Source organism: Cecembia rubra, from assembly GCF_003014575.1.
GTDB lineage: Bacteria > Bacteroidota > Bacteroidia > Cytophagales > Cyclobacteriaceae > Cecembia_A > Cecembia_A rubra.
Map to the genome: position 1 here is coordinate 1,078,655 of NZ_PYGF01000001.1, position 19,903 is coordinate 1,098,557.

15 protein-coding genes are annotated in these 19,903 nt (G+C 38.9%); 3 read left to right on the top strand and 12 right to left on the bottom strand.

Annotated elements, in window-relative coordinates:
• The first annotated feature begins 22 nt into the window (after positions 1–22).
• Together xseA and xseB are read left to right on the top strand one after the other, a co-directional pair.
• The gene (gene xseA, locus CLV48_RS04610; RefSeq protein WP_106566147.1) at positions 23–1,339 is read left to right on the top strand and encodes an exodeoxyribonuclease VII large subunit; all 1,317 of its coding nucleotides are present in this window, start codon (positions 23–25) and stop codon (positions 1,337–1,339) included.
• Complete coding sequence (gene xseB / locus CLV48_RS04615) at positions 1,329–1,532, top strand: exodeoxyribonuclease VII small subunit (RefSeq protein ID WP_106566010.1); 204 nt, start codon at positions 1,329–1,331, stop codon at positions 1,530–1,532. Before xseA ends, xseB begins: the two co-directional genes overlap by 11 nt.
• A gap of 180 nt (positions 1,533–1,712) precedes the next feature.
• Here the strand turns inward: xseB and CLV48_RS04620 are convergent, their stop codons facing one another.
• The 5 genes from CLV48_RS04620 to CLV48_RS04640 all read right to left on the bottom strand — a co-directional run bounded on the left by CLV48_RS04620 (position 1,713) and on the right by CLV48_RS04640 (position 8,923).
• Positions 1,713–2,213 carry a UpxY family transcription antiterminator gene (locus CLV48_RS04620; RefSeq protein WP_106566011.1) on the bottom strand — a complete coding sequence of 167 codons (501 nt, stop codon included), beginning with the start codon at positions 2,211–2,213 and terminating at the stop codon, positions 1,713–1,715.
• A gap of 175 nt (positions 2,214–2,388) precedes the next feature.
• Positions 2,389–5,787: an efflux RND transporter permease subunit gene (locus tag CLV48_RS04625; protein ID WP_414734297.1), complete on the bottom strand. Its 3,399-nt coding sequence runs from the start codon at positions 5,785–5,787 to the stop codon at positions 2,389–2,391.
• A gap of 14 nt (positions 5,788–5,801) precedes the next feature.
• Positions 5,802–6,929, bottom strand: a complete 1,128-nt coding sequence (locus CLV48_RS04630; protein WP_106566013.1) for an efflux RND transporter periplasmic adaptor subunit — start codon at positions 6,927–6,929, stop codon at positions 5,802–5,804.
• A 31-nt stretch (positions 6,930–6,960) separates the two neighbouring features.
• Entirely contained in the window at positions 6,961–8,301 is a 1,341-nt protein-coding gene (locus tag CLV48_RS04635; protein ID WP_245889483.1) for a TolC family protein, read from the bottom strand.
• A 1-nt stretch (position 8,302) separates the two neighbouring features.
• Positions 8,303–8,923 (bottom strand): TetR/AcrR family transcriptional regulator, encoded by a 621-nt coding sequence (locus CLV48_RS04640; protein WP_106566148.1) that lies wholly within the window; start codon positions 8,921–8,923, stop codon positions 8,303–8,305.
• Positions 8,924–9,147: 224 nt separating this feature from the next.
• On the opposite strand from CLV48_RS04640, the gene CLV48_RS04645 reads away from it, so the two are divergent.
• Positions 9,148–9,951, top strand: a complete 804-nt coding sequence (locus CLV48_RS04645) for an alpha/beta fold hydrolase (RefSeq protein WP_106566015.1) — start codon at positions 9,148–9,150, stop codon at positions 9,949–9,951.
• A gap of 46 nt (positions 9,952–9,997) precedes the next feature.
• Here the strand turns inward: CLV48_RS04645 and CLV48_RS04650 are convergent, their stop codons facing one another.
• The 7 genes from CLV48_RS04650 to CLV48_RS04680 all read right to left on the bottom strand — a co-directional run bounded on the left by CLV48_RS04650 (position 9,998) and on the right by CLV48_RS04680 (position 19,829).
• On the bottom strand, positions 9,998–11,416 hold the full coding sequence (locus CLV48_RS04650; protein WP_106566016.1) for a Glu/Leu/Phe/Val family dehydrogenase: 1,419 nt from the start codon (positions 11,414–11,416) through the stop codon (positions 9,998–10,000).
• Between the two features lie 213 nt (positions 11,417–11,629).
• The gene (locus CLV48_RS04655; protein ID WP_106566017.1) at positions 11,630–12,733 is read right to left on the bottom strand and encodes a serine hydrolase domain-containing protein; all 1,104 of its coding nucleotides are present in this window, start codon (positions 12,731–12,733) and stop codon (positions 11,630–11,632) included.
• Positions 12,734–12,861: 128 nt separating this feature from the next.
• Positions 12,862–13,545 (bottom strand): ABC transporter ATP-binding protein, encoded by a 684-nt coding sequence (locus tag CLV48_RS04660; protein WP_106566018.1) that lies wholly within the window; start codon positions 13,543–13,545, stop codon positions 12,862–12,864.
• Between the two features lies 1 nt (position 13,546).
• Complete coding sequence (locus tag CLV48_RS04665) at positions 13,547–14,806, bottom strand: ABC transporter permease (RefSeq protein ID WP_106566019.1); 1,260 nt, start codon at positions 14,804–14,806, stop codon at positions 13,547–13,549.
• Positions 14,803–15,888, bottom strand: a complete 1,086-nt coding sequence (locus tag CLV48_RS04670; RefSeq protein WP_106566020.1) for an efflux RND transporter periplasmic adaptor subunit — start codon at positions 15,886–15,888, stop codon at positions 14,803–14,805. The genes CLV48_RS04665 and CLV48_RS04670 overlap by 4 nt, the downstream gene beginning before the upstream one ends.
• 242 nt (positions 15,889–16,130) lie before the next feature.
• Positions 16,131–17,129: a fasciclin domain-containing protein gene (locus tag CLV48_RS04675; protein WP_106566021.1), complete on the bottom strand. Its 999-nt coding sequence runs from the start codon at positions 17,127–17,129 to the stop codon at positions 16,131–16,133.
• A gap of 171 nt (positions 17,130–17,300) precedes the next feature.
• Positions 17,301–19,829 carry a family 20 glycosylhydrolase gene (locus CLV48_RS04680; RefSeq protein WP_106566022.1) on the bottom strand — a complete coding sequence of 843 codons (2,529 nt, stop codon included), beginning with the start codon at positions 19,827–19,829 and terminating at the stop codon, positions 17,301–17,303.
• Between the last annotated feature and the right edge of the window lie 74 nt (positions 19,830–19,903).

Consider the following 19,903-nt stretch of genomic DNA (forward strand, 5'->3'; position numbering starts at 1 on the left):
TTTTTCATCATTATTTTTCAGCATGCATGATGCCATTTCACTTTTAGAACTCAACCAGCTAATTAAAGACACCTTGGATGAGCAGCTGGACCCTACTTACTGGGTAATTGCGGAAATCGCAGAAATCAACCACGCCAGGCAAGGTCATGCTTACCTGGAATTAGTGGAGAAGGAAGGCACCCAGATTGCTGCTAAAATACGGGCTAACATATGGTCCTACACCTATAGAAGTGTAGCTTCACGGTTTAAAGCGGTAACTGGTCAGGAATTAAAATCTGGGATGAAGGTCTTGGCACAGGTGACAGTTACTTTTCATGAAATTTATGGAATCAGTCTTAACATCAAAGAAATTGATCCTAATTATACCTTAGGCGAGCGGGCAAGAATAAGGCAGGAAATCCTTGATCGATTGAACAGGGAAGGTATGCTGGAACTTAACAAACAAATCAATCTACCTTCAGTACCACAAAAAATAGCCATAGTTTCCTCTTCCACCGCTGCAGGTTATGGGGATTTTGTCAACCAAATCAAAAACAACAGGTTTGGTTACCAGGTTCAGCTCCGGCTTTTTCAAGCTACTTTACAGGGTACAGAAGCAGCACAAACCATCATACAGGCCTTAAAGGCTATCCATGAAGCACATATTGAAAATTCTTTTGATGCTATTGTGATTATCAGGGGCGGAGGTGCACAGTTGGACCTTGATTGTTTTGATGATTACCATTTAGCAGTAGAAATCGCAAAAAGTAAACTGCCTATCATCACTGGCATAGGACATGAACGGGATGAAACCATTGCTGATCTTGTGGCCCATACCAAAATGAAAACACCAACAGCAACTGCAGAATTTATTCTATCTGGATTTAGGGAGTTTGAAGAAAATATGGAACTTATCTGGAAACAGATTGAAAGAAATGCCTCACAAATTTGGATCTGGGAAGAAAGGAAAGTAAGAGAATTGGAAAACAAATTGGCAAAGCTTTCAGGAATTTTGATTGAAAGATCTAATGAAAAATTAAATTTCATTCTTAGGCAAATCAATACACTTTCCCAAAAACAATTGACAGTCAATAAAATCACTCTTGAGAACCGGCTACTTAACCTACAAAAAGCAAGTAGGGTGATTATGAAAATTGAAAGTGAAAGATTGGAAAGGTTAAATACAGACCTAAATAGATTGAATCCTAAGCGCTTCTTTGAAATGGGGTATACGCGAACGGAAATTTCAGGAGTTCCTGTTCATAAGTTGGATCCAAAATCTGGGGACAAATTGTGTACCTATTACGGAGATATAAAAATAGAGAGTACTATTGAAACGATTGAAAAATATGGAAAATAAACACTTCAGCTACGATAAAGCAATAAGTAGAATTGAGGAAATCTTACAGGTTTTGGAATCTGGAGAAAAAGGTATGGATGAACTTTCAGAATTGGTCAAGGAAGCTGCAGAGCTGGTAAAGCAGTGCAAAGGTAAACTCAGAATGACTGAGGAAGAGATCAACAAAGCCCTTAATCAGGAAGATGACAATTAAAGCAGATGACAATTCCAGCCAATTTTACTTGAACCAATACCCATGTTTAGAAGGTCGAATCATGTATTGATTTCTTTATCTGAACGACGCGATGCCCGGTAAGACATTCAATAGAAATACTTCTAAACGTTGGGAATCTGCTCAATCCATTGGGAAAAATCAACCTGAGACTCTTAGCTGTTAACCAAGCACCTCCAAAAACTTCCTGGGAATATTGACCATCATACTCTGGTTAATCCCTGGAATCCGTATGATAAAATAATCCTTATTTCCCTTATTGACGCACTCCCCTTCCATTCCCTGAAGAGGTCCGCCCAAAATTCGGACCTGTTGCCCAGCTTCAATTTCTGAATTGTCTGTTTCTACAGCCACTCCTGTTTCCAATATCCTCCTTATGGTATCTATTTCTTCCTGGCGCACGGTGGCATGTTCACCAGCAAAATGTACAAATTTTACCGCGCCGGGGACCTGAAGAGCTTCCCAGAGTTGATTGCGGCTAGTTTTAACAAATAAATAGCCATTGAATAATGCTTTTTGTATTTTTTTCTTCCTGTCAGACCATTGACGCAACTCTTCTATCATAGGTAAAAAGACCTCAAGTCCTTTTTCCTGCAACCTTTGTGCTACCTTTTTTTCTGCTCTGGAACTGGTATATAGTACATACCAACTTAAATCGGTCATGAAAAATCAATTGTTTAACAGTCCCCAAATTTAACAATAATCGAAACCTAGAAAGTTTTTTGTGGCTGAAATTTCAAAATATCCTAGCAGAAATGTCATAAATAATCAAAAAACCCTTGGAATATTATCCCAAGGGTTTACACATTTAAAAACCACCAACCTTTACTTAATCATGCTATTTCACTCTGCGAATCAACATGTTTAATTTATCTGCCAATAAATACATGACAGGTACGATTACTAACGTTAAAAAGGTTGCAAAGGTTAGACCAAATATTACGGTCCAAGCCATTGGCCCCCAAAAGTCTGCATTGTCCCCTCCCACAAAAAATTCTGGGTCAAAAGAACTCAACAAGCTTCCAAAATTGATATTCATTCCAATAGCCAAAGGGACCAATCCTAATACAGTGGTAATCGCTGTAAGCAATACAGGTCTCAACCTGGTCTTGCCACCTTGAATAATACTGTTCAGTAATTCATCAATCGGCAAGAACTCCCCTTCAGGGGTGTTCAATTCCTCCCTTCTTCTTGCTCTTACGAGATTTGTATAGTCAATCAAAACAATGGCATTATTAACCACTACACCGGCCAGGGAAATGATACCGATACCTGTCATGATAATCACAAAGTCCATATTGAAAATCACCAATCCCAAAAATACTCCAATTGTGCTTAAGACAACTGAGGCCATGATGATGAAAGGAGTTGTGACTGAATTAAACTGGGCTACAATAATGAGGAAGATAACTGAAACCGCAATAAACAAAGCCCTGGCAAGGAAAGCAGTAGATTTTGCCTGTTCTTCCTGTTCACCTGTAAATTTGACTGTGATCCCTTCTGGAATATCATAATTGGCCACCAAATCCTTCAATTCATTATTGATTTCCGTAGCATTGTACCCATCAGTCACATTGGAGAAAATTGTAATCACTTTTTCCAGATCCTTTCTTCTTACCGAACCGTAGGTAGATCCATATTCTAAATCTGCTACTGCAGAAATAGGAATAGTTTTTTGGTTTCCAAACTTATCCCTAAAACTGATTTTTTTATTGACAAGGGAGGACAGGTCATATCTAAATTCATCCATCAATCTTAATTGTATAGGAAAATCATCTTCTCCTTCCTTGTATTTTGACACCTCAAGACCAAAAATAGCCGTCCTCAGTTCATTGGCAATGGTCACAGTGGAAAGTCCAAACCTTCTGGCTTTTTCCCTGTCTATTTTCAATACTACTTCTGGGCTTCCCAATTCCAGGTCTGTTTTAAGTTCTTCAATTCCCGGTATATTGGCACTTCCCAAATATTCTCTGAACTCAGCCACATAGGAAATCAGTTTTTCGAAATCTTCTCCACTGACCTCTATATTGATCGCCTTACCTACCGGTGGACCTGCACGTTGTTTATCAACTGTAATTAGCACACCAGGATATTTCTCCACAAGCTCACGGATATCTTCCATGACCCTGTTTGTATTGACCCCTCCTCTGAACTGATATTCCACAAAGCTGATAGTTACTTTTGCTTTGTGGGGAGTATTGGCAATACTCGGCCCTGCAGACTGGTCTCCAGTCCCCTCTCCTACCTGGGTAATGATTGACTCGATAATCTTATCATACGGCCTCAATACATCAAACAATTCTTCCTCCATATTTAACATGAAGTTATTCGTTGCCTCTGTATCTGTACCTATTGGATTTTCTATGAACACATTGACCAATGCGGGTTGGTTATCCGGAAAGAACAAAACCTGTGGAGCCCTTACAAACAAAAGCGCTACAGAAATTATCAGCAATAACACAGTCCCTCCAAAGAATAAATATGGGTTTAACCCCCTCAAGGCAAACTTTAGCGTCTTTTCATACATGTTTTCCAGGAAAACCAAGAAAACATTTTGGAACCATCTTATAGCTGCTCTTAGGACAAAAACATTGAACACTGTCAATACAGCTGCAATCGAAAAGAGATTTCCGAAAGCCCACCATCTGGCCAAATAGCTTATAATAGCCATTACAGCAAAAACCAATGCTATAATGAGACTTCTTCGTTTTGGTTTGATCACATCGACATCCTGAACCTTCATGTACAGTGACGTCAGTACTGGGTTCACAACTAAGGCCACAAAAAGGGATGAGGATAGTACAATGATAAGGGTAATCGGAAGGTATTTCATAAACTCCCCGATGATGTCATCCCAAAATGCCAAAGGCATGAATGCTGCCAGAGTAGTAGCAGTAGATGTAATAATTGGCCATGCAACCTCTCCTACACCTTCTTTGGCAGCCCTTACTGCAGATTTTCCTTCCTGCATCAAGCGGTAGATGTTTTCAACCACAACGATACCGTTGTCCACCAACATACCAAGAGCAAGGATCAGGGCAAAAAGAACCATGAGGTTCAATGTGATACCAAATGAATTCAGCACCAAAAAGGATATAAACATGGAAAGTGGTATTGCAACCCCTACAAAAAGGGCATTACGGAATCCTAAAAAGAACATCAATACCAATACTACCAGAATCACACCAAAGATGATACTGTTCTCAAGATCATTAACTTGGGAGCGGGTTGTTTTAGATTGGTCATTGGTGATAGAAACTTCCAGACCCTCTGGAAACCTTTCCCTTTTTGCCCTATCGATGATTTCTTTTATTTTATCAGAAGCATCCAGGAGATTTTCACCTGATCGTTTTACCACATTGACAGTCACAACAGGATTTTTCTTGCTACGGGCATAACTCACCCTTTCTTTGAATGTGTCCCGAACCTCTGCCACATCAGACAGATATACAATTTTATTGTTCTCCGTCTTAACGATAATGTCCTTCAATTCTTCAGGAGATTTAAATTCACCTGTAATCCTCAGTGCCTTTCTGAAATCCCCTGCAAGGATATTGCCTCCTGAAATGGTGATATTTTCTTGGGAAACTGCATCAGAAATATCACTGAAAGAAACCCCATTGGCCTCCATCTTAAATATATCCGCATCTATACGGATTTCTCTTTCCACAGTCCCGCGCAATTCAGCCTTAGAAACTTCCGGTAGTTTTTCAATCTCATCCTCAAGGTATTCACCGAATTTTTTCAACTCCTCTTCTGAAAAATTCCCCGAAAGATTGACGTTCATGATAGGGAAATCAGAAGTATTGATTTCAATCACATCCGGATCCTGGTCCAGATCTGTGGGCAATTCACTTTTGGATTTGTCCACAGCATCTTTTACATCTTGAATCGCCTTGGAAATTTCTACGCCGGGATTGAATTCTATCACTACGGAAGAAAAATCCTGAACAGAGGTGGATTTGATGCTTTTTACGTTGTTGATAGACTTCAATTCCTTTTCTATGGGCCTGGTGATCAGGTTTTCCATATCAACGGGGGAGTTACCAGGATAAGCCGTACCTACGTAAACTGTCGGTATGACAATTTCCGGAAAACTCTCTTTGGGCATAGTCCTATAGGCCATGATACCCAATATGGTGATAATAACCACCAATATGACCACGGAAGTTTGGTTGTTCACCGAAAGTGAACTCAGCCCAAATTCCCGGATTATTCCTTTTTGTTTATCTTCCATATTTACCAAAAAAATTAATTTGTGATGTTAACATTGAAATTATCCCCAACTTCTCTGAACCCTTTATCTACCAATGTTTCCGAACCATCCAGCCCTTGTACAATCTCAGCCAATTCTTTGTAGGTTCTACCTCTTTTGATGTAGCGTTTTTTGCTAAGGTTTTCATCTACAGTAAATACATAATCCCCTTTAGTGTCCTGCAAAATAAGGTAGTTGGGAATCATGACAGCATTTGGATTTTCATAATCTTTGATTTTCAACACGGAAACCATGTTGGGCTTAACATTTGGAATATTGGGTAGAAAGACCTCCACTTTAAATGTCCTGTTATTAGGATTGATGATAGCTCCTATCGCAGATACCTTGGTATTGAGCGTCTGATTGATGGAAGGGAAGTTGATTTCTACAGAATCACCTTTGGTAACAATACCCACATACCTTTCAGATACATCGGCTTCTATAAACAGGTCACTTTCTCCTACAAACTGGAACATGGGTGTTCCCGGCTGCACCAATTCTCCAAGCCTAACATTCACTGTTTCCACAGTTCCATTAAATGGGGCCCTCACTGAAGTACGGGACTCCTGGGTTCTCAAAGAAGCCAGACTTTTTTCAAGGGTTTCTTTTCTGTTTTTAGCTTCCAGGTATTGGATTTCAGTACCTATCTGCTGCTGCCATAGCCTTTGCTGTTTTTCGAAAACAACTGCAGCGAGTTCCAGCTGTTTTTCCACTTCTTCAATATTCCTTTGAATGGCCTCTGCGTCAATTCTTGCCAATACCTGGCCTTTGGAAACCCGCATGCCTTCAATGGCCATTATTTCCTGTACCCTACCGGACACTTCACCGCTTATACTGACATTTTTCTTGGAGAGTACCGAACCTGTCACATCAATAAAATGCTCGAAATGACCCACTTTTGGTTGAATAGTGGATATAAGCACAGATTTTCTGTTTTGTTTTCCAAATTCAGGATCTAAAGACCCTATTTCCTTTTCCAGATTTTCAATGGCCAGTCTTAATGCAGAAGCATCTTTTTTCATTTTGGCCAATTCTTCTTTTTTGGCTGCCAATTCATCCTTTTCACCACAGGAGGCTACCAATACAAGGATGGCAATGATTAAAAATTGAAAATTAGTTTTCATATAGATGTGTGAGATTTTGCTTAATAATTGGTTATAGTATTCCTAATGCCTTTTCGAGATCTACTTTTGCAATCAGGGCATCATAAAGTGCAGTAAAATAGTTGGTTTCAGCTTCCTTAAGTGCTGAATCCGCTTCCACAACTTCTAAGTTAGAGCCAACGCCTTCTTCATACTTGATTTTGGCCATCCTAAATACTTCCTTTGCAAGGTCCATGTTTTCAGCTTGCACTTCTAAAGCAGCAAGGCTATTGTTCAGATTGGCCCTAAATTGAAATTTTTCAAATTCAATATTGTCCTGAATAAATCTTTCTTGATTTTCCAGCTGCCTTATCTGCACTCTGTTTTGTTGGATACGGGCACTTTTTGATAAACCATCAAAAATAGGTATGGCTAAAGATCCCCCAATAAAGGCACCTGTAAACCATCTTCCGTTCTCCATTAATGATCCAAACTGCTGAGCCGCAGCATTTCTTTGATAAGTGGCAAATGCAGATAATTTTGGAATATATTGAACAGTATTATTTTTAAGATCTAATTTCACAAGTTCGATATTGGTCCTGATCTGATCCAATTCAACTCTCCTTGTACCCTCTATTTCAATCAAGCTTTTTATATCTGTCAGATCATTAAGTTCTTCCAAACTTTGTGTGAGATAAATAAAATAATCTGTTGGAAGCCCAATCTGAATTTTCAAAAGTTCAACACTGATTGCTGTGGCAGCAACGACCTTGTCAAGTTCAGATTTAATATTATTCCTTTGCACTTTAATTCTAGAGACATCAATTTTCTCAACAAAACCTGCTTCGAAAAGCGCATTGGTTTCTGACAATAAACTTTCTAATCTTTTGAGATTAGCCTCTATTAATTGCCTCCTCTGCTCGTTAACCAATACTGAAAAATAGGCCTTTTTAACCCTCTCCTTAACATCAATTTCAGATTTCAACCTGTCATATTCCGTTAACATTTTGTAGGTTTTTGCAGCTTGAAGGCCTACAAAATAAGACCCATCAAATATCATTTGAGTGGCCTGAACTGCTACTGTGGCAGTTATAGGCACCCCGAATCGAAGAGGGACAACATCCAGTTCAGAATTAGGGTCTGCAAATGGACCTTCATTGGGGAAAAATACAACTGGAATTGCTGCATTATAAGTAAAATCGACATTTCCATTGACCTGAGGAAGTCCTTGCGAACGCCTTTCAACTACCGTTGCTTTGGCAATCAAGGTTTCCAATTGGGCATTTTTTGCATCCACATTGTTCTCCAATGCGTATCTTATACTTTCCTCCAATGACAATTCAACCACCCTTTGGGCGCTGAGATGAAAAGGAGACAAAATAGCCATCAGGACAATGGGAATCCTTAATAGCATCTTAATTGTGGTTTTCATTGTACTGTTTCTTTTGGTTTAGGTAAGCTTCTCTTCCTTTTTCGGTAAAAATCCCATAAAGGAAATGTTCAAATATTTCTAATTGTAGTTCTACTGGATTAAACTTGGACATAGGAAATTTGATGGGGTCAAAAATCAGCATCATCTGCTCCATACGAAGCAAGGCCATAACTTCTGTATTGATTTCCGGTCTGAAAAATCCCTCCTCTTTACCCTTTTCTAACAGGTCTGTAATCTCTTTTAAGACATGTTCCTTTTTGAACTCTTCAAATAGCTGCCAACACTGCGGAAAATAGCGTTGGATTTCATTCAGCACCATGGGATTCATGTCAGCAAATCTCCTTCTAATATGTGCGGTTAGTCCAACTAGATGCTCAATAATCCCATCATTTATTTTAGGAAGATTTTCAAGGCAATGGATATCCTCGTTCAAGGCGGAAGAAAAGGATTCAAATACTAACTGGTTCTTGTCAGAAAACTCCTGATAAATGGTTTTTTTCGACATTCCGGCCATCCTTGCGATATCATCCATGGTCACGGACCTCACCCCAAACCGCATAAACTGCTCCTTCGCTGTCTCAATGATTTTTTCTCTGTTTTCCAAATCGATCACAATTTGGATGTAAAACTCTGGAAACTTTATGAAAGTTCAAAGTTTCTTAAGTTTTTTGTGAAATAAAATTTGAAAAACCAATTCATTAACCCACTCCATCATTAATAAATAATGCTTTTCTATTTTTTCAGGAATTATATTTTGTTATCAAAAAACACATGAAATCTAATTTACCTTGACCCTGATTTTAGGAATCAATTATTCTATTTTTGTTTATGCAGTTTTTAGAAACCTCATTTGGTCACTTGGCCTACAAGAAACATGGTCAAGGGAAAAATTACTTTTTACTATTTCATGGTTTTGGCCAAAACATGAAAGCTTATGACCTATTCCTTGAGCTGAGAAATGAAGAGGAGTGTTTTTTGGTTTTTGATATGTTCTACCATGGACAAAGTAGCTGGAAATCTGTCAACCAAAGGCTAACAAAAGAAATATGGAGAGAGATTATGGTACAGTTAATGGAAAAAGAAGGTTTTGAAAAATTTCATTTAGTAGGTTATAGCATGGGAGGTAAGTTTTGCCTGATCACATATGAAATTTTCCCAAACCTTACACAATCCCTTTTGTTGATGGCACCTGATGGAATAAAAACCGGTTTCTGGTACAATATGGCTACATTTCCTGGTGTGTTAAACAGACTTTTCAAACATGTGGTCTTTCATCCGAAGCGGTTCTTTAGGACAATGGATGCTTTGTACAGTTTAGGAATCTTGCAAAATTCATTGATCAAATTTGTGAAATCTCAAATGCAAACCAGAACCATGAGGGCTCAGGTTTATTTTACCTGGAATGTTTTCAAACCACTGAAACCCGACCTTGGGCTCATCATTAAGTATTTGAGGTTAAATAAGACTCCAGTTACTTTGTTCACGGGAGCTTATGACACCATGATCACCACCAGAAATCTAAAAAAATTCAGCAGTAAAGTTCCCCAAATCATCACATGCGAACTGCCTTGTGGACATAATACTTTGATCGAAGATACTTTTCAACATTTGAAAAAAACAAAAAAGAGGTGAGCTGATCCACCTCTCTTTTGCTTCAAAAAATCAGGATTACGGAAAATTACGGGAAAATACCCAGATCAGTATAGCTTATCACTATCCGCTCAAGAGCCAAAATGAAAGCTGCAGTCCTCAAACTCTGTAAGTTTTTTTCTTTCCTTTTTTGGTTGAGCGCTTGATAGGAAGTCACCATTGTTTCTTCCAAACCAGACAAAACTAAATCTCGCTCCGAAGCCCCTTTAATCAATGCGTCCCTTTCCATATCGGTAAATTCCTCACCTGTGGCATTTTCAATGGTACTGAGCAGTTTTCTGTATTTTTCCATATCATACCGCTTTTCCAATTTACCAAATGAAACCCTGGAAAGATTCTTAAGCCATTCAAAATAAGAGACAGTCACACCTCCTGCATTTAGATACATATCAGGTATGACCAGTTTGCCCTTTTTCAACAATACTTTTTCGGCTTCCTGGGTAACAGGTCCATTTGCGGCCTCACCAATTATTTTTGCTTGGATTTTATCAGCATTTTCTAAAGTGATCTGATTTTCTAATGCTGCTGGTACCAAAATATCACAGGGATATGTCAATAACTGCTTACTATCTTTAATAAATTCCCCTTTTGGATATCCTTTAAAGCCTTTATTTTTTGACTGATATTGCTTAAGGGCCTCGATATCTATTCCCTTTTCATCCCAAATACCTCCATTCCACTCCGCTACTCCAATAACCTTGGCCCCTGCTTCACTAAGATATTTGGCCGAAAAATAGCCCACATTTCCTAAGCCCTGTACAATGACGGTTTTATCCTTCAATCCTGGCTTCAAACCTAAGGCAGCCATATCTTCCTCCACATTGACCGCTTCCCTGATACCAAAGAAAACTCCCTGACCTGTGGCCTCAGTCCTTCCATCAATACCATGCTGAGACAATGGCTTTCCTGTTACACAGCCTTTGGCATTGATCACCTCAGGGTTGAATGCCTCAAAAGTATCCACAATCCATGCCATTTCCCTTGCACCTGTTCCATAATCCGGAGCAGGCACATCAATGGCCGGTCCAATAAATTTCTTTTTGATCAACTCAGCAGTATACCTTCTGGTAATCCGTTCAAGTTGGTATTCATTGTACTTCAAGGGATCAATCGAAACACCACCCTTCGCTCCTCCAAATGGCACATTCACCAAAGCACATTTGTAGGTCATCAATGCCGCCAATCCTTTTACCTCTTCTTCATTGACATGGGTACTATACCTAATCCCTCCCTTAGCGGGCAACTTATGCTGAGAATGCTGGATCCGATAACCGGTAATAACTTCATAACTGCCGTCATCATTCCTCAGAGGAAAGTTAAATTTATAAATGCTATTACATTGTTTTATTTGCTCGAGTAAACCAGGATGCACATCCATATACTTCGCGGCCTCATCAACGAAACCACACACATCATCAAACAAGCTGTATTCTTTCTTTTTGCTCATGGAACTTGTAGTTTTTGTACTACAACTAAGTTACAAATCATTTTAAAGAATCCTGAGTAATCCGGCATGATATTGATCATATCAGGGCCTGAGTATAAACAGTGAGAAATTATTCCTTTCTTAAAAAAACTAATTTTCAGGATAAAAGGTCATACAATCACTCTACGGCCAAAATTAAATCTCTTTACAGAGATAGGCACAGAATGAAAATTTTCAATTTTCAGGAAAAATTTTATTCAATTGTTGCCAAATCTCATCCAAGTACATCAATGGAACCAATGATTGATCGGGGTTTTCACCCATCCTGACCAACACAAGATCCAAAGAGGGTACCACGCAGACATATTGACCATCTTTACCCAATCCACAAAACATATCGTTTGGGGCATTTGGAGCCCAAGATCCCTGAAAGACATTCTGAATTATGGGTAGCATAAAAGATGGTTTCCCATTAAGCCACCAGAGATATCCATAACTTTTGTTCAGGTCTTGGGAACTATTGATCATTTCCCTCAAATATTTAGTGTCCTTGATTATTGGTTGACCATCCCAAACCCCTTCTGCCAGTAGCAATAATCCAAACCTTGCCATTGACCTCGCATTACTAAAAAAGACATTATTGAACCCAAGCTTTTGCCATGAGCCGGTCATTCCTATCCTCATTCCTAATTTCTGATTAAAGTAATTCGAAAATGAGCTTCCTGTAGCTCCTTCAATTACCTTATCCAGTAAAGTATAAGGTGCATTGTGATAAGCCCATCTGCTTCCTGGATCTGCCAAATATTTTAAATTAATTGGGGTATAATCATCACGATTGCCAACGTTTTCATCCAGGCCTGAGGTCATGGTCAATTGATGCCAAATGGTGATTTTCTTCTCTTGGTCCAGAGACATTGAAGTCCATCCTTCACCCAAATATTTTGAGGAAGACTCAGTAATTGTCAATTTTCCCTCCTCCTGCGCCAGACCAATTAAAGTGGCAGTCAGGGTCTTTCCTGCAGATGCCCAATACCAAAGTGAGTTTTGGTCAAATGGCTGATTTCCTGTCAGGCGTAAACCGAAATAAACCTCTCTAACAATTTTTCCATTTTTCAATAAAATAAATGCCCTGGTTCCGTTGGATTCAAGCAATTCATCAAGTCTATCCAGTTCCTGAATATTCCAATTTAGAATTTTGGGATCCAATGATTCCCATGTGTTTCCTGATAATGGAGGGAAATAAATATTGGAAGGTCCGGTTTTTGGTCCTTCATTTTCCGAACAGGCCATTAATCCTACACAAAAGAGAAAAAGCAATTTGATCAGTCTTTTATTCATTATTTTGAAAAGTATAATCCATTTTCAGATTTTTTTTGAACCTCCTATTATTCACGGAAAAAGGCAAGTGGGGTTTGTAGGGAAAAGGCCCATAACATTTTTGTAAGTAAAGGGCTTTGATTTCTCTTTTACCCATGGGATATTACCATCCCATCCTCCATGAGGATAGTCCTGTCTGTTTTAGAAGCCAATTCCTGGTCATGAGTTACCATCAAGATAGTCTGTTGAAATTCCTGTACAATTTCACTAAATATTCCAAAAACCATATCTGAATTCTTTTTATCAAGATTACCAGTGGGTTCATCACTCATAATGATCAAAGGATTGTTCATCAATGCCCTGGCTATAGACACTCTTTGTTTTTGGCCCCCGGACAACTGATTGGCCTTTTTGAGCGCATGGTCCTGCATGTCAAAAATCTTCAGTTTTTCCATGGCAATATGTTCCAGTTCCTCCCTTGATTTTTCATTCAATTTTAGCCCAGGGATCATGACATTTTCTAAAACCGAAAATTCATGAATCAGATAGTGGAACTGGAAAACAAAACCGATTTTTTCATTTCTCAATCTGGAAAGATAATTGGAAGATTGGCCTGTAATCAATTTATCATCTAGAAAAACCTCCCCTTCATAATCAGTATCCATAGTAGACAAAATATAAAGCAATGTGGACTTTCCACAACCTGACTTTCCCATAACTGATACAAACTCACCTTTGTTAACAGAAAAGGAAACCTCTTTCAGCACCTGGGTTTTGCCAGGGCTGAAAAAATATTTTTTGATTTTCTTGGCCTCAATAGCTTTCTTACTCATGTTACTTTCCTCGGATGATTTCAACAGGATCTATTTTACTGGCCTTACGGGAAGGAAAAAAACCTGCGAAGTAGGTGGTTACAAGGCTGAATACTCCACCAATCAAATAATATTTAGGATTGAAATTTACAGGAAAAGTCTTAATTGCCGGCAACGCTTCAGTCTCAAAAGGGATCTTTTCAATGCCCAAACATGAAATGAATCCAAAAAATAAGCCCAAAAGTCCACCGACAAATCCAATGGAAAGGGCGATAGTAATAAAGATATTTCTCACATCCGCCCCTGAAAATCCAATAGCCTTCAAAATTGCAATGGTATCCATTTTCTCATAAATCATCATGTTCAGGATATTGTAAATCCCAAAACCTGAAACCACCAATAATGTAATACCTACTGCATAACTGATGATGGAGCGGATATTTGAGCCAGTTTCAAATTGAGCATTTACTGTCTGGATATCGTCTGCATCTATCCCAAATATAGAACGGTATTCTCTTGCAAGCTCCGGGGACAGGTTGAAATCATGTAGCTTTACTTGGATATCGGTAATAAATGAGGAAGTTTCTCCCAATAACTTCTGGGCACTGGCCAGCGACACATAAGATTGTAGATTATCCAACTCACCGATACCGGACTGGTAATAGCCCACCACTTTAAGAAGCTGTCTGTTGCCTTGGGCCGTTGTTACCTGAACATAATCCCCAATTTCAGCCATCATCTTTTCAGCGGCTCCTTTTCCCAGAATAATACTATTGGAGGAATATTGAAGGTCCATGAAGTCACCTGCTACCACATAATCACTGAAAGCAAAAAGGCGGTTCTCTTCATCGACCTGAATTCCATTCAATACCCCGGGAATGTCCACATTCCCTACATTGAAAAAAACCTGAACCGCAATTTTTGGGGCAACTCCAAGAATTCTTTCATCCCCTTTGAGGGTGCGGATAATTGATTCATTGTTGTATATGCTAACCCTGCTTATTGATGGTTTGACCGAGCGGATGATATTATACCCCCCTGAAAATTCATTGGATAAATTTATTGGTTGATCCTCATTAGGCTTGATATCATTATAAAACCTGACATGGGCCGTTCTGTTCAAAATCAGGCCATCCAATAAATCATTGAGCCCATTCATGAAGCCTAGCAAAGCAATGAACATAGTGATGCTGAAAGTAACACCAACCGCCGCCACCATGGTCTGTTTCAACCTTGCAACCATCAAAGCCTTTGCTATATCTACGATCAAGCTAACCCTCATGATTTAGGCTTTTTGATTGCTGTACTCTCTTCAATACCACCCAAAATTTCTACTTTCTGGAATCCTTTCAATCCGGTCTGTACAGGTAAGGTGTCTCCTTTACTATTTATTACAAACTTTTCACCAAAAAGGAAAGCCCTAGGTATTGTCAAGACGTTTTCTTTAAACTGAATAATGATATTTGCCTCAAAATTTAGATTAGGATACAGGATTTCAGGCCTTTGTACAAACTCCCCTTCCACAGTAAAGCTTTTGTTGCGCTCATCCATTATGGGATTTATTTTGCTTACTTTGGCTTCAAAAACCTCCCCCTTGTAACTGTCCATTGTGACCAGTATCTTTTGTCCCATTTTAATTTTTACAATATCATACTCATCTACCTGCATTTCCAACAAAAAATCATCCGAACTCCCTATAATAGCCAAAGGCGTTTGGGGATTGACCATCTCACCAACTTCCACCAAAAGTGCATAAACCTTACCTACAATTTTACTTTTTAGGAAAAGGTCACTTTCCAGGGATCTGGAAAGAGCTAGGCTTTTGCCTGCATTCTTTTCATTAAAATCCATTTCCCTTTTCAAATCCCCATACCTGAGCATGGCAGAATTGAAAGCGGTTTTGGAATTATCAAAATTCAATTGCCTCTGTTCTAGGTCAATTGCTTTCCCTATGCCCTGGGCCCATAATTTTTTTTGCCTTTCAAGCAACATTGAATCATTCTCATACCTATTTTTTGCCAATTCAATATTGATTTCCAAATCTTTTAACTTAGCAAAATTCTCCCTTCGGTCTGCATATGCCAAAGCAATTTCAGCAGTCTCTCTGTTCAGCCTTGTTGCTTCATTACTGATTTCTACAATGATATCTCCTGCATTCACCTGGTCACCTTCTTTTACATATATAGATTTTAATATGCCGGAAGTATTGGCAAATGCACGGTACTGACCTTTGGACTTGATTAGTCCGGAAGCAAAAACCGACTCAGAAATATTTTCTTTTTGTGGAAATACTGTTTCTTCCTTTTGGCCGCAGGAATATCCCAAAAGGATCAAAAAAAATATTAGGTAAAACCAGGGTCTCATTTTGAATAGTTTGGTTGAGCCTAATTTAGTTTGTATTGGACAAAAAAAAACAGTTTTGTAAAACTTTAATTACAGTAACTTTTTTAAGTTTAAAAATTGAAAGTTTTTTAAAAGCTTGGGTAAAACATGATAAAAAAATGGGCAGTTCTCAAAGAAGAAACTGCCCATTTTTAAATTTGGCTAATTCAGATTAAACGAATCTCAAGAAATTAATCTATCAATGATCTAACCTATTTTATTGCTTATTCAAATGGCAAAACCACTTTATCGATCACATGGATCACCCCATTTGTTGCCTGGATATCTGTTAATACAATGTTAGCTTCCCTATCACCTAAATCTATGAGTGAAGGGCCGCTTACATCAATGATAAGTTCATCTTGTGAAAACATTCTAATGGTCGTATCAGAAAGATCACTTGAAAAAACCCTTCCAGCAAAAACATGATAAGCCAATACGCGCTGCAATCCTGCTAATCCAATACCTGTATCCTCATCAATCAATTCTTCCAAACTATCAAAACCTAATTCTTCCAATAGTTCACCAAAAGCCGCATTTGTAGGGGCAAATACAGTCAAATTATTGGTCGTTGCCAAAAGATCCCCGAATCCTGCTGCTAATACTGCATCTACAAGGATGGAGAACTCTGGATTGGCACCCAAAGCCACCTCTACAATATTTTGGCTTGGAGGCAACAATACCTGATCAATTCCATGAATTACGCCATTTCTGGCCTTTTTATCAACCAATATGATATTGGATTCATTTACTTTTGCGCCATCATTTAGACTGATTTCTACAGCTGCACCGTTTACCGTAACCACAAACCCATTTGAAAGGTCCCTGGAAAGAACGGTACCTGGTACAACATGGTAAAGAAGGATTTCCCTAAGATTTGGCAATCTTTTGATATTTCCCGGATTTAACCCCAAAGCAGCAAATGCGGCATCTGAAGGAGCAAAAACAGTCAATTCATTTCTTGCAAATACAGAAGCAAGGCCTGAACTCCCCAAAGCAGCATTAAATGTTGCATAGGTGGCCACTGCACTTTTTCTGGCATTTGCCTGACCATCTTCTCCTACTCCATTTTCTATGGATTTCAATACTTCAACCAAGCTCATTCCAGTCTCTGAGCCCTGATCTACTACTAAGTCCTGCTCCAATTCGGAACAACTCCAACTGATAACTGCAAGCATTACCATTAAGGCAGCTAAATTTTGTTTAAATTTTTTAAGCGTCATTATTATTGGGTTTTATGGTGAGATAATTGTACTTAGACCACCACTCAACCTAATGTTTCAAAAAAAGTTTTGGTATTTATTACTTTTTTCTTTGAAACCCCCTGAATTATAACTTATTGAAATCTCACTATACCAAATTACAGCATGTGATTCACCATTTATTTCCCCACATTAAGGAAATTGGGGAATAAAAACTTTCAGCTGAATACCTTCTTTATAGGGTAATGGATTCTGTAAAATCGGCGATCCATTATTGGGTATTGTTCCATCTTCGGTATATCGGATGAGTAGGCCGGGAGTTTCCACATTGGCATACAAATAACCTTCTTTAATAGAAATACCTGGTCTAGGAAGGCGGACATTGAAGCCACCAAACAGATGAGCCAATCTTGGTAGTTCTTTTTGACCTACTACATTTGCAAACCTGTTCCAGTCCTCTTCCCTCCTGATCAATCTTTTTTCCTGATCCTGAATTGAAGACCAACTTGGATCAGGGGCCCAAGCCCTTTCCACTAGGCCCAGCATTTTCGGCAATAAATAATATTCCATCATCTGTTGACCTTTGACTGTCTCAGTCCAAAGCTGTCCTTGAATTCCTTTTATATTTCTTTTCCCTACTTCTGAAAGTGTAGTTTTCCCTTTTGCCAGTTCGATTGGATCAATTGGATTACCATACATATCATAGTCATTTGAAAAAAAGTTATTCAGTGGCACCATTCTCCAAGAGGATTTCAAATCCACATAACCGGACCATTCATGACCAGGTTCATCGGGATCCAAGTTGTACGCCAAGTCAAAATAAATATTGGAAGAATTGCAAATGATTACCTCATAACCGGAATTTGCCAATTGGTTGGCCATATCTTCTCCTCCCCACCCTGCTACTGCATTCCAGGCATATACCCTGAAACCCGCATCAGCAAATATTGGATTTGGTCGTGCAATTTTTTTCCCCTTTTCTTCCACCTCTATTTGTCCTATTTCTTCCCATCCAGCAGTTTGAATCCCTTTCTTCTGAAACATTCTACTGATCCTGGTATAAAAATAATTGGGAAGGTCATGTACATGGTGAAGATCCGGATTTGCTGCAATGAAATTTTTACAGACTGGAGATCCTTCCCAAACTCCCTTTGGAACCTCATCACCTCCAGTATGGAAAGTATGAATAGGTACATTTGCCTCTTGATACATGCCAAGAATTGCATCCACTACTTTTTCATAAAATGTGAATGCGGATTCCTGACAGATACAGATGGTATTACCACGGAAATTTTGTGCGGACAGGTATACTGATTCATCATCAAAATCCTCTAATAAATATTCTTTGGCCCCTTTTTCATCGCCCTCTGCCATCTTTTGATGGTACCTTTTCCTCATAGCAATGATTGCAGCCTTTGAGTGGGCTGGAACTCCTATTTCAGGAATTACTTCTATATGCCTTTCTTTGGCATATCGGAGTATTTCCTTGAAATCCTCGACCGTATAATAACCTGTTCCATTAGGTGACTGATCCTTGTCTGGCCCAGAACCATAATAGGGCCATAGGAAATCTTTTTCATCTTTGGAATGCCCCCTTTTACTACCAACATCTGTAAGTTCAGGCAATCCTGGAATTTCAATTCTCCAGCCTTCATCATTGGCAAGGTTGAGATGAAAAACATTCAATTTATAAAAAGACATGAGGTCAAGAAGCTTGAATACGGCCTCCTTGCTCTGAAAATTCCTAGCAACATCCAAAAACAAACCCCTGTGTTCGAATCTAGGGCCATCATTTATGGAAATTTTACCAAATCGGAGTTCGTTCTGTATCCCTGAAAAAAAATCTGTCGGCATCAAAGCCAATAATGATTGAAAACCGTAAAATGCCCCTTCTTTTTGGCTTGCTTCTATGATAATCTCTTCTCCCACATCAAGCAAGTATCCTTCTTTGCCCATATCTCTCCTGCTTTGCCTGACCTTGACAGAAGCTGATTGGTGATTTCCAACAGCTACTTTTCCCTTATAATGGGATGAAAGTCGGTTAGCAAAAAAGATTGCTTCTTCTGGAAAAGGGCCTGCATCAATCCAAACATCACCCTTAATTGTCAGCTCTCCCTCTTTCCATTGATATTCTTTAGGACTTGGAAGGAAGGGACTGATGCTTCTTTGATCCATTAGATGCATATTTCTGTTTTGCTCATATAAAAATTCAGCAGTTGGAATGGGTACAGGCATTCCCTCTACTGCTTGGGAAAGCGCCGACAGATCAAATGATTTGGCAGTATAACCCTCCAAACTGTAACCCCTCTCCTGTTCGGCAAATACAATGTACAATCCATTTGGTGCATGGGAGTTTTTGGTTAGAAAATTACCGGATTGATATACAATCTCGTATTGCTCACCAGGGGCCAATACCGGAAACTCTATTTTGGGGCGGATTTTGAAATAATCTCCTGAAATATGCTCGATCTCGACTGCTCCGGAAAGAATTTCCGGCTGAAGTGACAAAAAAATGGTATTGAAATAAATTTCCCAATCAGGTAATAAACCTATTTCCCCTTGGTTAATTAAGGTGAATTTTGCCTGGTGGGATGGCTTTGGCAAAATCTTATTTTCCAATAATTCCCACTGTATTTGAATTTCATTAGGATTTATATGCTTCTTCTTAGGAACACAACCCAACAAAAGCAATACAAATAAAGGTAGATAAGCTCTTATCATATAAACAAGAAGTTGAAAGCCAAAGAATTACAAGCAACAAAAGTTAATCATTACAATTAAAAAAGCCCATTGTT

Coding starts and splice junctions, on each gene's coding strand:
- xseA (WP_106566147.1), top strand. CDS start 23: ATGCATGATGCCATTTCACTTTTAGAACTCAACCAGCTAATTAAAGAC.
- xseB (WP_106566010.1), top strand. CDS start 1,329: ATGGAAAATAAACACTTCAGCTACGATAAAGCAATAAGTAGAATTGAG.
- CLV48_RS04620 (WP_106566011.1), bottom strand. CDS start 2,213: ATGACCGATTTAAGTTGGTATGTACTATATACCAGTTCCAGAGCAGAA.
- CLV48_RS04625 (WP_414734297.1), bottom strand. CDS start 5,787: ATGGAAGATAAACAAAAAGGAATAATCCGGGAATTTGGGCTGAGTTCA.
- CLV48_RS04630 (WP_106566013.1), bottom strand. CDS start 6,929: ATGAAAACTAATTTTCAATTTTTAATCATTGCCATCCTTGTATTGGTA.
- CLV48_RS04635 (WP_245889483.1), bottom strand. CDS start 8,301: ATGCTATTAAGGATTCCCATTGTCCTGATGGCTATTTTGTCTCCTTTT.
- CLV48_RS04645 (WP_106566015.1), top strand. CDS start 9,148: ATGCAGTTTTTAGAAACCTCATTTGGTCACTTGGCCTACAAGAAACAT.
- CLV48_RS04650 (WP_106566016.1), bottom strand. CDS start 11,416: ATGAGCAAAAAGAAAGAATACAGCTTGTTTGATGATGTGTGTGGTTTC.
- CLV48_RS04655 (WP_106566017.1), bottom strand. CDS start 12,733: ATGAATAAAAGACTGATCAAATTGCTTTTTCTCTTTTGTGTAGGATTA.
- CLV48_RS04660 (WP_106566018.1), bottom strand. CDS start 13,545: ATGAGTAAGAAAGCTATTGAGGCCAAGAAAATCAAAAAATATTTTTTC.
- CLV48_RS04665 (WP_106566019.1), bottom strand. CDS start 14,806: ATGAGGGTTAGCTTGATCGTAGATATAGCAAAGGCTTTGATGGTTGCA.
- CLV48_RS04670 (WP_106566020.1), bottom strand. CDS start 15,888: ATGAGACCCTGGTTTTACCTAATATTTTTTTTGATCCTTTTGGGATAT.
- CLV48_RS04675 (WP_106566021.1), bottom strand. CDS start 17,129: ATGACGCTTAAAAAATTTAAACAAAATTTAGCTGCCTTAATGGTAATG.
- CLV48_RS04680 (WP_106566022.1), bottom strand. CDS start 19,829: ATGATAAGAGCTTATCTACCTTTATTTGTATTGCTTTTGTTGGGTTGT.